Below are 13,425 nucleotides of genomic sequence, written 5' to 3' on the forward strand. Positions count from 1 at the left end.
AAGGGGTACCGCGCAGCACGGCGGGGCGCCGGGGCGTGGGGGGACGGGAACGTCTCGATCGTCATCGGCCTCCTTGCCGTTCGGGTGCTCCGTCGTGCTCCTCGGTGACGGGGCGCACGGACGACGTGTCGCCCGTGCGCCCGGTCCGGACGCCGCCCCGCACGTGCGGGCGGCCGTCCTCGTCATGGGGGTCGTGAGTACTGCGGCGCCGCCTCCCCGTCCGGGAGTGGCGTCGTCGGAAGTCAAGCACCCCCCGGCGGCCCACCGCCCCGCTGTGCACAACCTGTCGATCAGGACGCATGATCTGTCGTCCGAGGCGCCAGCGGCCGGCGCCCGCCCCGGCCCCGACGCGGTCGTGGGAGCCTCCCGGCGGTGCGCTCAGCAGGGCGCTACATGCTGCAGTCCTTCGAGCTCGTCGGCGCCCGTGACCTCGATCCCGAGACTCCCGGTGAGGTTCCCGGGCCGCACGGGCGCCCCTCGACGCAGGTGCGCCGAGCGACGTGACGGCCGGTTCAGCTGGGAGCATGATGACGGATCTCGTGGTGGTGGGAGCAGGCTTCTTCGGCCTGACCGTGGCGGAGCGCCTCGCGACGCAGCGCGGGCTCAAGGTCCTCGTGATCGACCGCCGGTCGCACATCGGGGGCAACGCGTACAGCGCGACCGAGCCGGAGACCGGCATCGAGGTGCACCAGTACGGGGCACACCTCTTCCACACCTCGAACGAGCGGGTGTGGGAGTACGTCAACCGGTTCACGCGGTTCACGTCGTACGTGCACCGCGTCTACAGCACGCACCGCGGCGAGGTGTACCCCCTGCCGATCAACCTGGGGACCATCAACCAGTTCTTCCGCAGCGCCCTGGGGCCCGACGCGGCGCGCGCCCTGATCCGCGAGCAGGCGGCCGAGCTCGGCGGGAGGACCCCGCAGAACCTGGACGAGCAGGGCGTGAGCCTCATCGGCCGCCCGCTCTACGAGGCGTTCGTCCGTGACTACACGGCCAAGCAGTGGCAGACGGACCCTCGGGACCTCCCGGCGTCGGTCATCTCCCGCCTCCCGGTCCGGTACACGTACGACAACCGCTACTTCGCCGACACCCACGAGGGCCTTCCCGTCGACGGGTACACGGCGTGGCTCGAGCGCATGGCCGACCACCCGAACATCACCGTGCAGCTCGACACCGACTTCTTCGACGTCTCGCAGCCCGTGAACAAGCAAGCGGTCGTCGGCCACGTCCCGGTCGTGTACACCGGGCCTGTGGACCGCTACTTCGACCACGCCGAGGGCGAGCTCTCGTGGCGGACGCTCGACTTCGAGCAGGAGGTCCTGCCCGTGGGCGACTTCCGACGTCCCCTACACCCGGATCCACGAGTTCCGGCACTTCCACCCGGAGCGCGACTACCCGACCGACAGGACCGTCATCATGCGGGAGTTCTCCCGCTTCGCCGAGCGGACCGACGAGCCCTACTACCCGGTCAGCACCGCCGTCGACCGCGAGCGGCTCGCGGCCTACCGCCGCCTCGCGGAGGGCGAGCCCGAGGTCTTCTTCGGCGGTCGACTGGGCACCTACCAGTACCTCGACATGCACATGGCGATCGGGTCGGCGCTCTCGACCGTCGACAACCGGCTCGACCCGCTGTTCTCCTGACCCCGGCCAGGTGGCCGGGGCACGTCAGTCGGCCAGGGCACGCCAGGTGGCCCGGGCACGTCAGGCGACGGGCTGCTCGTCGCGCTCCTTGAGGGCCTGAGCCACGGCCTCGGCGACCTTGCGCTCGTCACGGACGCGACGCCGTCGGGCAGCGCGACGCCACAGGACGACGGCCGCCACGAGCAGGACCAGCAGCGCGAGGGCGGCCCACGGCACCGCGAGCGTCGACGCCGAGGCCGACGCGGGGGCCACGACCGGGGCCTCGCCGTCGGCCGCGCCGATCGCCGTGACGACCTCCGCGGTCACCCGCACGTCCGCCGAGACCCGGCCGAGCGGCCACACGCCGTCGACCGTCACGGTGCGCGTCACGGACGTCCCGGGGAGCAGCTCGGGGAGCTCGACGCGCGGGGTGCTCTGCGCACCGGTGCCCCACGGCCCCGCGACCCGCACGACCTGACCGGCGGCCAGGCGCGTGTTGCCGTCGTTCGTGACGGTGAACGTCACGGTCGCGTCGCCCGCCGCGAAGGGGTTGAGCGTGCCGTCGTAGGTGACCGAGACGTCGTCGAGCACGACGGCGGGGACCAGGTCGCCCGCGACGCGCAGGTGCATGCGCGATCCCAGCCGGCGGTCGACGCTCACGCCCTCGGCGTTCTCGACCAGCAGCGAGGACACGACGCCCGCCGCGTAGTCGCCGGGCGTCGCGTCGGTCGGGACGGTCAGGGTGAACGGGACGACCACGCTGTCGCCGCCCTCGACCGTGACCTCCTCCCCCGCGAAGGACACCCACGCACCGAGAGCGGAGGACTCCTCGCCCGCGGGCAGCAGGTCGAGCTCGCCCGCCTCGGTCATGAACCCGTCGGCCGCGTAGACGCGGAACGTCAGGGGACCCTGCGTGTAGTTGGAGACGATGATCCCGTCGTCCAGGCTCGCGCCCGGCTCGAGGGCGTAGGCGTAGTTGGGGCGCTCGGTGCCGTGCACGGTGTCGGCGGGGCGCACGCCCCAGGTCACGGGCGCCGCAGCGGGCGCGGCGCCGTCGCTCGCCGCAGGATCCTCCGGCCCGACGGCGGCGCTCACCACGTGCGGGAGCGCGGCGGACCGCGAGGACAGCGCGAGGGCGGACGCACCCGGGGCCACCAGCGAGACGAGCAGGCCCACGACGAGCGTCACCGCGAGGACCGCGAGGATCCACAGGGCGTGGCTGTGGCCGTTCACCCGCTGGTGCGCGCGCGCGTTGGTCAGCGCGGACCGCCCGTCGGTGTCCCGCTCGGGCCGGAGGAAGAGCTGCTGCATGGCCATGGTCGTGCCTGCTTTCGTGATGCCCGGCCGGGACGGCCAGGTCGTTCGCCCCGTCCGGCGGCTGTCCGGGCCGGTGGGACGGGCTGTCGAGCGGTGGCGCCGGCCGGCCTGTGGAGGGACGGGCCGGCCGGCACCACGGTCACGGCGTGACTAGCTGAGCGCGGTCAGCGTCATCGTCGCGTTGTAGGTCCCCTCGTTCACCGAGAGCGGGAGCTTGAGGTCCAGCTCCGCCCCGATGACCGCGGAGCCGCGGGCGTGCCCGGCCTCCGCGCTGCCCAGGGTGCGGGCGACGGACAGGCCGTCACCCTCGACGAAGCCCGAGGCGACGGCCGCACCCGCGACCGCTCCGCCGTCGTTCTCCAGGAGCTCGGGCGTCCACCCGAGGTACTTGCCGGACACCGTCTCGCCGCCCGCGACGAAGTCGCTGACCTGCGCCGAGACCGACCAGGCCGGGGCGTTGATGCGGGTGTCCGTGACGCGGACCGGCACCAGGTCGCCCGAGGCCGCGAAGTGGTCGCCCTGCTCCTCGGCCACACCCAGGTCGACGAGACCCGTCGAGCCTTCGAGGCTCCACGTGAGCTCGCCCGGCCGGGGCTCGGGGATCACGACCGCGACCGACTGGTCGCCCGCCGCGAGCGCGCCGGGGGCCGTGCCGGTGAGGTCGCCCTCGACCGAGCCCGCGGTGTTGCCCGGACCGAAGTTCGCCGCCGGGGTGTTGTCCGCGAGGCGCACGGCCCCGTGGACCGTGGTGCCCGCGACCTGGAGGTTCGCGGTGTTGCCGGTCAGGACGAGGTCCCCACCCACCGTGTTGCCCCACCGGTCGGCGGTCCCGTCGGCGTTCGCGCCGATCAGCGCGTCGCGCGAGGTACCCGTCACGGACAGGCTGCCCCCCACCACCGCGCCCCCGAGGCTGACGCCGAAGTCGCTGTCGCCGAGCGTCGCGTCGCCGCCCACGCTCGTGCGCAGCACGTCGACGTAGGTCGCGGCCTGCGTCGTGAGGTTGCCTGTGATCTTGGTGTCCGAGATCTCGACGTCGACCCCGCCCGTCGCGACGCTGCCACCCACGCGCAGGTCGTACAGGTAGAGGAACCCGGTGCGTGACCCCGCGGTGTACGAGCTGATGTCGCCGCCCACGCTCGCGCCGTCGATCAGGACGCCGTACGCGTCGGTCGCGACGACGTCGCCCTCGATGACCGCCTCGGTCGCGTCGAGCCATGCGTCGTCACCGACCGTGATCGACCCCTGGACCGTCGTGCCGCCGAGGACACAGGTCGCCCCCGCGGGGACCACCAGGTCGCCCGCGACGACCGTGTCGTCGAGCTCGGTCGTGCAGTTCGTGACCGCGGCGTGCGCCGACGGTGCGGCGACCGCGAGCAGCGCGAACGCTGCGGCAGCGGCTGCTGAAACCTTCCACTTCATGTCGATTCTCCTGTGATCTCGGTGGGTCAGCCGCGAAGGCCGTAGATGGAGGTGTAGCTGCGTCGTGCGTTGCCCAGCGAGTTCAAGGGGTTCGGCGGCTCGGCGACCGAGCTCGCGTTGTCCTGCTCGTACAGGCCGTAGTGCTGGCCGCGCGTGCGGAGCTGCGAGAGGAAGGACTGGTAGTCGATGCTGCCGGCGCCGAACTCGATGATGTCGTAGCCGTTGGCGCTGCTCGGGTTGGCCTTGCCGTCCTTGAGGTGCAGCATCGGGAAGCGCCGCGGGTCGCGCTTGATGTACTCGATGGGCTCGAACCCGGGGTACTTGTACTGCCCGACGTGCGCCCAGTAGACGTCCATCTCGAAGTAGACGAGCGACGGGTCGAACTCGTCCCACAGCAGGTCGTACACGCGACGGTTCGGGTCGTCGGACGTGAAGCGGAACTCGCCGTCGTGGTTGTGCGCGTAGAGCTTGAGGCCCGCCGCCTTGGCCTTCTCCCCCATGGCGTTCCACGTCTGCGCCGCGGCCGTCCACGCCGCGACCGTGTTGGTGCCGTTGATCGGACCGCCCTGGCCGAGGTGCGGCATGCCGAGGGTCAGCGCCTTCTCGATCTCGGCGTCGATGTTGTTCGGGTTGAGGTTGACGTGAGACCCCACGGCCCGCAGACCGTTGTCGTCGAGGAGCTGGCGGATCTGCGCGGGGGTGATCGCGCCGATCTGCCCCTGCGTGTACCCGGCGAACTCGACCTCGGAGTAGCCGATGTCCGCGAGCTCCTCGAACACGGCCCGGAAGCCGAGCGAGCTGACCTTGTCGCGGATCGTGAAGAGCTGGATGCCGATCCGGTTGACCGGGACCAGCCGGTTGCGTCCGCTGCTGGGGGCCGCGGCCACGCCGCCGAGCGCGGACGCCGCCGTCGGGCCCAGGGCCGCGCCGACGCCCACGGCGACCGTCGACGCAGCGAGGGCCTTGAGCAGGTTCCGCCGGCTCATCGGCCGAGCCGGGATGGACTCGTGGTAGTGCTCGTGTGAACTCATGTCTCTCCTTCGAGGTGAGGTTCGGTGGCCCGGGGCGCGAGCCCCGGGCCACCACGTGCCTAGTTGCGGACGGTGAGGTTGAGCGACGTCGCGCTCTTGGTGACGCCGGTCGAGCCCTGGTAGGCGATCTCGACCTTGTAGGTGCCCACCTCGGGGAGCTTCGGGAGCGTCACGACGACGTTGCCCTCGGCGTCGAGCGTCCCGGTGCGGGTCGCGACCGTGGCGTTGTTGCGCTTGACCGTCACCGTGACGTCGCCCGTGGCGACGACGCCCGTCGAGCTCTCGACCGAGATGTTCGCCTTGGCGGCGATCGAGGGCTTGACCGGGTTGGGCGAGACCGAGCCCGAGACGGTCGACGAGGCCGCGGCCACCGTGAGGCGCACGGTCGACGAGGACTTCTTGAAGACCTGGTCGGCCTGGTAGCTCGCCTTGAGGGTGTGCGTCCCGACGGCGAGCGACGGGTCGAGCGCGATCGTCGCGACGCCGCCCGCGAGGGTCCCGCGACCGACCTCGGTGTCGCCCGAGGTGAGGACGACGTCGCCCGTGGGCGTACCGCCCTCGCCCGTGACGGTGACCGTGGCCTCGCCCGGAGCCCCGTAGGAGACGCGGGCCGAGGACACGGCGACCTTGGTGACCGACGAGACCGTGGGCTCGTTCGGTGCGGCGAGGTCGATCGTGAAGGAGACCGAGCCGACCGTCGAGACGTTGCCGCCCGTGTCGGTCGCGCGGTACTGGAGGGTGCGCGCACCGTTGGTCGTGAAGCTCACGCCGTACGCGCCGCCGGCCGCAGCCACGTTCGTCCAGGTCTGACCGTTGTTGGTCGAGTACTGGACGCTCGCGAGCGCGCCGTCGTCCTTGACGTCGAGGTTCATGCGCACGGCCTTGTTGTAGACACCGCCCACGCCCGTGGGCGCCGCCGGGTCGAGCGAGTGCGTGATGGTCGGCGCCTTGACGTCGCCGACGCCCACGCCCTGGAAGTCGAACGAGTCGACGGCCAGCTCGTTGGCCGAGGTCACGAAGAGCGTGCCCGAACCCTGCGGGGCGTTCGTGAACGGCACCGTGACCTCCTTCCAGCCTGCGCCGGAGGGGATCTGCGCGGTCGCGAACGGTGCCGCGTCGGCCGCACCCCAGCGGAGCTGGAGCTGACCGCCACCGTTGGCGACGACCTTGACGCCCGTGATCCCGGCGAAGTTCACCGGGCTGTAGGACAGGTGGTCACCGGTGCCGAGCCCGCGGATCGCCTGACCGGCACCCGCCGTCTCGTCCTCGTAGGCCACGACGCCCTTGCTCTTGGCGTGCTCGGCCTGCTGGACGAACGGGTTGAGCTGGACGGTCGCCTCGCCGGGAGCGGCGGGCAGGCCGTTGTGCCCGTTGTCGGTGTAGGACACGACGACGGCGCCGTAGATGTGCGCGCCCTCACCGTGCTGCGGCGAGTCGGGGGACGTCTTCCACGCCCCCGTGCAACCCGTGCCCGAGACCTCGGGGTGGGCGTGCTCGTCGTGGCCCAGACCGTAGGTCCACGCCACGCGGTTGCACGCGGTCGCGGTCCCGTCCTCGGCGTCGTTCGTCGAGACCTTGAACGGCACGGCCTGGCCCCAGCTGAAGAACGAGCCGTCGCCGGGGTAGTCGACCGTGACCGTCGGTGCCTGGTTGCCGACCGAGACGACCTTGGAGGTCAGCGTGAACTTGCCCTTGGCGTCGGTCACGCGCAGGCGGGCGTTGTACTGGCCGAGCGTCGTGTAGGTGTGGCTCGCCGTGACGCCCGTGGCGTCGAACGATCCGTTGCCGTCGAAGTCCCACTGGTAGGTGAGGGCGTCGCCGTCGGGGTCGCTCGAGGTGCCCGCGTCGAAGGCCACCGTGAGCGGCGCCTCGGAGGACGAGGTCGGGTTCGCGGTGAACCGCGCCTGCGGCGCCTTGTTCCCCTCGGCGTAGGACACCTTGTACAGGCCGGCGTCCGGGTTGGCGCGGAAGAATCCGTCGCCGTAGTCGAGCACGTAGAGCGAGCCGTCGGGGCCGAACTCCATGTCGATCATGTTGTCGTTCAGCGGCTGCGCGTTCTTCGCGAGCTGCGCGTTGGGCGTGAAGTCCTCGATGTGCGTGACCTCGTAGGAGTCCCAGTCGACCGTGAAGGCCGCCAGGTAGTCCTGCGAGAACTCACCGAAGAACGCCTTGTTGTCCCAGTACTCCGGGAGCTTGGACGTCGAGGGGTTCTCGGCGTCGTAGTGGTAGACGGGGGCGCCCATGGGCGCCTGGCCGCTGCCTGCCCCGAAGTTCACGAGCTCGTCCCAGGGCTGGTCGCCGGGGCGGTCGCCGTAGTAGAGCGTCGCCTCACGGGCCGGCGGCAGGTCGACGAGGCCCGTGTTCCAGCGCGAGTTGTTCTTGAGCGCGGCCGGGTCGAAGAACGCCCCGGGCGTGCTCGTCGCGAAGTTCCACTCGTTGTAGGCCGCGTTGGGCCCGTGCACGTAGGGCCAGCCCGCGTTGTGCGGGTCGTCGAGGCTCACGGTGTTCCACTCGACATAGCCCATGGGGCCACGGTTCGGGTCGGCGTTGGCCGCGTCCGGTCCGTAGTCGCCCCACGAGAGGCTGTTCGTCTCGGGGTCGACGTCGATGCGGAACGGGTTGCGGACACCCATCACGAAGATCTCGGGCCGGGTCTTCTCGGTACCGACCGGGAAGAGGTTGCCCTCGGGGATCGTGTAGGTGCCGTCCGGCTGGACCGTGATGCGCAGGATCTTGCCGCGCAGGTCGTTGGTGTTGCCGGCGCCGCGACGCGAGTCCAGACCGGGGTTCATCCCGGGAGCGTCGTTGTTGGGGGCGAAGCCGTTGGCTCCGGGCGCGCTGGCGGGGGTGTTGTCACCGGTCGACAGGTAGAGGTTGCCGTCGCCGTCCCAGTCGATGTCGGCGCCGACGTGGCAGCACTGACCGCGCTGGACCTCGACGTCGAGGATCTTCTGCTCGGAGGCCAGGTCGAGCCCGGTGCCGGTCCACTGGAAGCGGGAGAGGCGGTTGACGCCCTTCCACTGGTCCCAGTAGCTCGCATCGGCGCCGGCGGGCAGCGTGTTGGGGGCCGAGCCCGCGGGGGTGCCGCTGAGCGGGGCGTAGACGAGGTAGACCCAGTTGTTCTCGGCGAAGTTCGGGTCGACGGCGATGCCCTGCAGGCCGTCCTCGGAGTTCGCGTAGACGGGGATCTTGTTGGTGACCGACGTGACGCCGGTCTGGGGGTCCGTGAGCCGGACGTCCCCGTTGCGTGCGGTGTGCAGGATCTTGCCGTCGGGCAGGATCGCGAGGTCGATCGGCTCGCCGACGTCCTTGGTCAGCAGGATCTTCTCGTAGTTGGACCAGTCGAGCGCGGCCTCCGCGCCGGGCTCGCTGCCGTGGTCGACGCCGTCGTGCGCCACGGCCGGGGCCGTCGCGGCCGCGAGGCCGGTCAGGGCCAGGACGCCGGCGAGCAAGGCGGCGACCACCCTTGATCTCACGGTCCTTCGTTCAGGAATAGACTTCACAGTGATGCAGCTCCTCATCGGGGTTCATCGCCGGGCCGAGCCACCGCTCGCTGCTGGAACAGCGGGAACACGGGTGGCTCGGTCTTTTTGTCTGTACGGGGCGGCGTCCGGGGCTGCGTGCCCGCGCCGCTGCTGCTGTCCTCCCCTCGCCGTCGAGTGGTGGTGGGACCCGTGGGTCGCACCGGCTGAGCACACCGGGGTCTCCCCCGTCGGGACGAGCGATCTGCCGCGGAGGCAAGATGCTCGGTATGTCATGGATCAGGGTGGATCTACCTGCGAGAACGGCAGTCTTCCTCGACCACCTGGTAGGAATCTAGGGGGACTTCTATCGCCTGTCAATCAAAAGTCGAAACCTGCCGCTCACTAGTAGGGCACAGATGCCGAACACGCGCGCGCGGGGAGACGGCCCGCCTCGTCCACCCGACCGGGCACGTGGTGGTCCGGCGGACGGCCTCGTCGAGTGCGCCGTTCAGGTCGTCCCGGGCCCGCGCAGCACCACCCGACGTGCCCGCTCGGCGACATCGCGACATCTCGACGAAGCGACCCGATCACGGTCCGTGACGACGAGTGTCGGCGTGTCGTGCCGCTCGGAGTCTCGACGACGGAACCTGGTGATTGGCTGACGTCATGATGCTCACCGTCCTCGGCGCGGTCCTGCTGATCGTCGGCTTCTACGCCGCGTGGCGACTCGCCCCGCAGCGCCCCGACGCCCCTGCCGCGGGCTGGTTCCCCGACCCCGCCTCGGCGTCCCCCCGCAGCCGCCTCTGGGACGGCCAGGCCTGGACGGCACGAGTCACGGGCGGCTCCGAGCGGGCGAACCGCGGCCACCGCTTCCGAGGCCGGTTCTGGGGCCGGTGGGTCTGGATCCTCGCCGCCGCGCTGGTCGTCCTCGGGATCGGGATCGCCGCCTACCGGGCGACCGAGAACGTGCACGTCATGGCCGTCACGAGCTTCTTGGCCATGGCCCTCGTGTGCTGGGCGTTCTACGGCTTCGTCGACCGCCAGCTCTCGCTGCGCGACGTGGTCGGCCTCCGCCAGGTCGCGGCCGTCGCGGTCGCCTCGGCCGGCGCCACGTTCCTCGTCGCCCTGAACCTCAACGACCTCACCGGTTCGATCGGCGGCATCTCGCTCGCGACGGCCCTCGTCGGGTTCACCGAGGAGACCGCCAAGCTGCTCGTCCCCATCGCGCTGTTCCTGCTCGGTACCTACCGCAACCCGCGTGCAGGTGTCGCGATCGGGCTCGCGTCCGGGTTCGGCTTCGCGATCGCGGAGACCACGCTGTACGCCTACCAGACGGCCGCGGCCTCAGGTCCCGCCTTCTGCGGTGGCGAGACCCCTGCGGTCACCACCGGATCGGTGATCGCCGCCCAGGTCGCCCGTATCTTCGGCGTCTCGCCGTTCCACTGGCTCTTCACGGGCATCGCGGTCGCGATCGCGTGGCGCGCGTGGCACCTCTACGGCCGCAAGGGGATGCCTGCCGCGATCGGCGGGATCGTGCTCGTCATGGTCGTCCACTCGCTCAACGACACCAGCGCGACCCTGGGATGCGGCGAGCCCACGGTCCAGTCGCTCCTGGCCATGGTCCGCTACGTCCTGGTGATCGTCATGTACCTGGTCTTCAAGGCGTGGACCCGCAAGCACACGCCGCCGCCGATGATCGGCTCGGTCAGCAAGGGGTGGACCCCGAGGCACCTCGGGGAGCAGCAGGTCTCGGCCGACGAGACCCCGGGGCAGGGCACCCCCGCCCGCGAGCCCGCCGACGGCTGAGCCTCACGCCCGGAAGTACCGCCGGGACGCCCCGTTCCAGAGCAGCGCGAGCACCAGGAGGGCGACGACGATCGTCAGCACGGCCCCCGTCAGGTGGTGCGGACCGAAGCGCAGCAACGAGTACACGCCGACCCCGACGCGCAGCAGCATGACGACCGTGATCGCCATGAGCGCCCACCTCCCCCTGGTCTGGAGGCCGAGCGCGACGAGCACGACGAGCACCCCGACGACGAGGCTCAGGAGCGCGAAGAACTGGATCTCGGCGCGGGTCGCGGCGATCGCCCCGGTCACTGCGGCGTCGCCCGCGAGCAGGAACAGCGCGACGCTGCCCACGACGTCGGTCACGGCCGCGATCCACGTGAGCGCGACCGCGACGGTGACGCTCACGGGTCGTGCCGGGGGGCCCAGTCCGGTGAGGTCGCTCATGCGGGGCACCTCTCTCTGCGTGGGGACGCCGTGCGTGCACGAGGCCCGGTCGGGCGGTCGGAGGTAGGTGCGATGCCCGGTCCGACTACCCCGCGCGCCGCGATCTGCGTCCCTCCGTGATACCAGCGCCGGGACGTGACCGCGCGGCGAAGCCCGGCCGCAGAGCGGCGGTCGTCACCGGCCCGTCGGGTAGTGTCCCCGGGTGCTCACCCTCCTCGGCCCCGTGGACGACGTCGTCGCACACCTCGGGCACAGCCCTCGCCGCGTCGTCGTGGCCGGGGTCTCGGGGTCGGGGAAGACGACCCTCGCGCGGCGGGTCGCCGCACGGCTCGACCTGCCGCACACCGAGATCGACGCGCTCTTCCACGGCCCGGGATGGACTCCCCGGGCGACGTTCCTCGACGACGTGCGCGACGTCGTCGGGCAGGAGGGTTTCGTCGTCGAGTGGCAGTACCGCGCGGCGCGACAGCTTCTCCTGGACGAGGCCGACCTCGTCGTGTGGCTCGACCTGCCGGTGGCGACGACGATGCGCCAGGTCGTGGCACGCACGGTGCGGCGTGCGTGGCGGCACGAGGTGCTGTGGAACGGCAACGTCGAGCCACCGCTGCGGACGGTCCTCCGGGACCCGGGCCACGTCGTCCGGTGGGCGTGGTCCACGCGGCACTCGTTGCGCGACCTCCCGGCAACGGTCGCACGCCAGGACCCGCCGCCGGTTCTCGTGCGCCTGCGCAGCAGGCGTCAGGTCGAGACCTGGGTCAGACGGCTTCCTGCGCCACCCAGTCGCTGAGCGCGTCGACGATCCGGACGTCGCCGTCCAGCCAGTCGACGCTCCCCCACTCGCCGGTCGGCAACCAGGACAGCTCGTCGTGCTCGACGAGCGGCTCGGGCTCCCCCGCCACGATGCGGGCGAGCCACAGACGCATGACGTGCCGGTCCGTGATGTTCCAGCCGCCTTCGTCAGGCCCGGCGAGCTCGTCACCGAGCTCGACCTGCACGCCCAGCTCCTCGCGGAGCTCACGGTGCAGCCCGTCGACGGGTGTCTCCCCCGGATCGACCTTGCCCCCCGGGAACTCCCAGCGCCCCGCGAGCTCGACCGGCCGAGAACGGCGGGCGGCGAGCAGCAGGCGAGGGTTCGTGAGGTCGTCGACGACGGCGGCGGCCACCACGAGACGGCGGGAGATCATGTGCGCAGTGTTTCATGCCGACCATGACGGGACCTGGCCGACCCCGCTCCCGCCCGCGGAACGGGCGGGGTCTCCCCCGAGAGCCGGTGTCAGCGGATACCTGCGTCCTTGGCCCACTGGACGGCCTCGGCGCGCGTCGAGACACCGAGCTTGCGGTAGAGGCTGCGCACCTGCGACTTCACGGTGTTGCGGGTGACGAACAGCTTGGTGGCGATCTGCTCCAGGGTGATGTCCTCGGAAAGGTTCGACAGCACGACCTGCTCACGGCGGGTGAGTGGTGCTGCGAGCTGGACGGCCGGCGACTCTGTCCGGGCCAGTTCGATGATGCTCATGCTTCCTCCATGTGCTGACCGGTCTTCCCATCGCGTCATGGGTCGATCCGGTGAGGTGCTGCTACTGGGAGAGATGGGCGAACCCGCGATTCATGACGCGGTTCTTCACCCTCAATCTCAGCGGTCTTTCACGACGGGGTCCCCAGCGGCGTGATGAACCGTATCCACGCAGGTCAGATGCCGAAAATCCGGACTCTGGCAACAACGGCCGATATCTCCGATGTGTCGCGGATCACCCGTCGTTCGTTGCGACAAGAAATGTGATCCGCCTCACAGTCTTGCTCCCCAGCATGCTGAGTGACAACCGGAAACGCCCGAGGGCCGCCCCTGCGACAGTGTCGCGGAGCGGCCCTCGGAGCGACCCTCGGGGGAACCTCGGGAGGAAGCGGAGGGTCAGCCGCCCACCAGTGCGCTGTACTCGTCGGCCGTGAGCACGGGACCCGTCTCGGTCACGTCGACCTTGATGAGCCACCCCCCGGCGAAGGGCTCGGCGTTGACGAGCGACGGGTCGTCGATCGCGGCCTGGTTGACCTCGGCCACGGTCCCGGTGACGGGCGAGTACAGCTCGGAGACCGACTTGGTCGACTCGACCTCGCCGATCACGGCGCCCGCCGTGACGGTCGCGCCGACCTCGGGCAGCTCGAGGTAGACAATGTCGCCGAGGGCCTCGGCGGCCGTGCTCGTGATGCCGACGACGGCGGGCGTCGACGCGTCGAGCCACTCGTGCTCGGCGGTGTACTGCAGGTCTGCGGGGAAGTCTGCCATGAGGTGCTCCTGGTCTGCTGGTGGAAGATCTGGGGGTCGGGAGGTCGGGCCGGGACCC

General features: G+C 71.1%; 11 protein-coding genes and 1 pseudogene. 4 read left to right on the plus strand and 8 right to left on the minus strand.

The window, feature by feature from the left end; translation table 11 throughout:
• The first annotated feature begins 372 nt into the window (after positions 1-372).
• Together ACZDYF_RS15180 and ACZDYF_RS15185 are read left to right on the plus strand one after the other, a co-directional pair.
• On the plus strand, positions 373-504 hold the full coding sequence (locus ACZDYF_RS15180; protein WP_475058864.1) for a hypothetical protein: 132 nt from the start codon (positions 373-375) through the stop codon (positions 502-504).
• A gap of 20 nt (positions 505-524) precedes the next feature.
• Positions 525-1,644: pseudogene (locus ACZDYF_RS15185) on the plus strand (UDP-galactopyranose/dTDP-fucopyranose mutase family protein).
• 60 nt (positions 1,645-1,704) lie between these two features.
• Here the strand turns inward: ACZDYF_RS15185 and ACZDYF_RS15190 are convergent.
• The 4 genes from ACZDYF_RS15190 to ACZDYF_RS15205 all read right to left on the minus strand — a co-directional run bounded on the left by ACZDYF_RS15190 (position 1,705) and on the right by ACZDYF_RS15205 (position 8,866).
• Positions 1,705-2,940, minus strand: a complete 1,236-nt coding sequence (locus ACZDYF_RS15190; RefSeq protein WP_475058867.1) for a WxL protein peptidoglycan domain-containing protein — start codon at positions 2,938-2,940, stop codon at positions 1,705-1,707.
• Between the two features lie 150 nt (positions 2,941-3,090).
• Positions 3,091-4,359 carry a hypothetical protein gene (locus tag ACZDYF_RS15195; protein ID WP_475058871.1) on the minus strand — a complete coding sequence of 423 codons (1,269 nt, stop codon included), beginning with the start codon at positions 4,357-4,359 and terminating at the stop codon, positions 3,091-3,093.
• Between the two features lie 26 nt (positions 4,360-4,385).
• Complete coding sequence (locus ACZDYF_RS15200) at positions 4,386-5,390, minus strand: TIM barrel protein (protein WP_475058874.1); 1,005 nt, start codon at positions 5,388-5,390, stop codon at positions 4,386-4,388.
• A 59-nt stretch (positions 5,391-5,449) separates the two neighbouring features.
• Entirely contained in the window at positions 5,450-8,866 is a 3,417-nt protein-coding gene (locus ACZDYF_RS15205) for a PQQ-dependent sugar dehydrogenase (protein ID WP_475058877.1), read from the minus strand.
• 654 nt (positions 8,867-9,520) lie between these two features.
• Between ACZDYF_RS15205 and ACZDYF_RS15210 the strand changes: the two genes are divergently transcribed.
• A complete protein-coding gene (locus tag ACZDYF_RS15210; protein WP_475058880.1) occupies positions 9,521-10,660 on the plus strand; it encodes a PrsW family glutamic-type intramembrane protease in 1,140 nt (379 codons plus the stop codon).
• 3 nt (positions 10,661-10,663) lie between these two features.
• On the opposite strand, the gene ACZDYF_RS15215 is transcribed toward ACZDYF_RS15210, so the two are convergent.
• Complete coding sequence (locus tag ACZDYF_RS15215; protein ID WP_191792235.1) at positions 10,664-11,086, minus strand: hypothetical protein; 423 nt, start codon at positions 11,084-11,086, stop codon at positions 10,664-10,666.
• 202 nt (positions 11,087-11,288) lie between these two features.
• Here ACZDYF_RS15215 and ACZDYF_RS15220 point away from each other — a divergent pair, with 202 nt between their 5' ends.
• Positions 11,289-11,873, plus strand: coding sequence for a P-loop NTPase family protein (locus tag ACZDYF_RS15220; protein WP_475058885.1), 585 nt, complete (start codon positions 11,289-11,291; stop codon positions 11,871-11,873).
• Here ACZDYF_RS15220 and ACZDYF_RS15225 read toward each other — a convergent pair.
• From ACZDYF_RS15225 to gcvH, 3 genes are all read right to left on the minus strand, one after another.
• On the minus strand, positions 11,842-12,270 hold the full coding sequence (locus ACZDYF_RS15225) for a (deoxy)nucleoside triphosphate pyrophosphohydrolase (RefSeq protein WP_191792236.1): 429 nt from the start codon (positions 12,268-12,270) through the stop codon (positions 11,842-11,844). The genes ACZDYF_RS15220 and ACZDYF_RS15225 overlap by 32 nt on opposite strands.
• 89 nt (positions 12,271-12,359) lie before the next feature.
• Positions 12,360-12,602: a LuxR C-terminal-related transcriptional regulator gene (locus ACZDYF_RS15230; RefSeq protein ID WP_138826958.1), complete on the minus strand. Its 243-nt coding sequence runs from the start codon at positions 12,600-12,602 to the stop codon at positions 12,360-12,362.
• A gap of 393 nt (positions 12,603-12,995) precedes the next feature.
• Entirely contained in the window at positions 12,996-13,367 is a 372-nt protein-coding gene (gcvH, locus tag ACZDYF_RS15235; RefSeq protein WP_138826959.1) for a glycine cleavage system protein GcvH, read from the minus strand.
• Positions 13,368-13,425 lie beyond the last annotated feature (58 nt).

The sequence above is a fragment of the Oerskovia sp. PE-21s genome (assembly GCF_056158145.1).

Excerpts from the sequence above, each read along its gene's own strand:
- ACZDYF_RS15200 (WP_475058874.1), bottom strand. The coding sequence starts at position 5,390 with ATGAGTTCACACGAGCACTACCACGAGTCCATCCCGGCTCGGCCGATG.
- gcvH (WP_138826959.1), bottom strand. The coding sequence starts at position 13,367 with ATGGCAGACTTCCCCGCAGACCTGCAGTACACCGCCGAGCACGAGTGG.
- ACZDYF_RS15190 (WP_475058867.1), bottom strand. The coding sequence starts at position 2,940 with ATGGCCATGCAGCAGCTCTTCCTCCGGCCCGAGCGGGACACCGACGGG.
- ACZDYF_RS15215 (WP_191792235.1), bottom strand. The coding sequence starts at position 11,086 with ATGAGCGACCTCACCGGACTGGGCCCCCCGGCACGACCCGTGAGCGTC.
- ACZDYF_RS15195 (WP_475058871.1), bottom strand. The coding sequence starts at position 4,359 with ATGAAGTGGAAGGTTTCAGCAGCCGCTGCCGCAGCGTTCGCGCTGCTC.
- ACZDYF_RS15230 (WP_138826958.1), bottom strand. The coding sequence starts at position 12,602 with ATGAGCATCATCGAACTGGCCCGGACAGAGTCGCCGGCCGTCCAGCTC.
- ACZDYF_RS15210 (WP_475058880.1), top strand. The coding sequence starts at position 9,521 with ATGATGCTCACCGTCCTCGGCGCGGTCCTGCTGATCGTCGGCTTCTAC.
- ACZDYF_RS15225 (WP_191792236.1), bottom strand. The coding sequence starts at position 12,270 with ATGATCTCCCGCCGTCTCGTGGTGGCCGCCGCCGTCGTCGACGACCTC.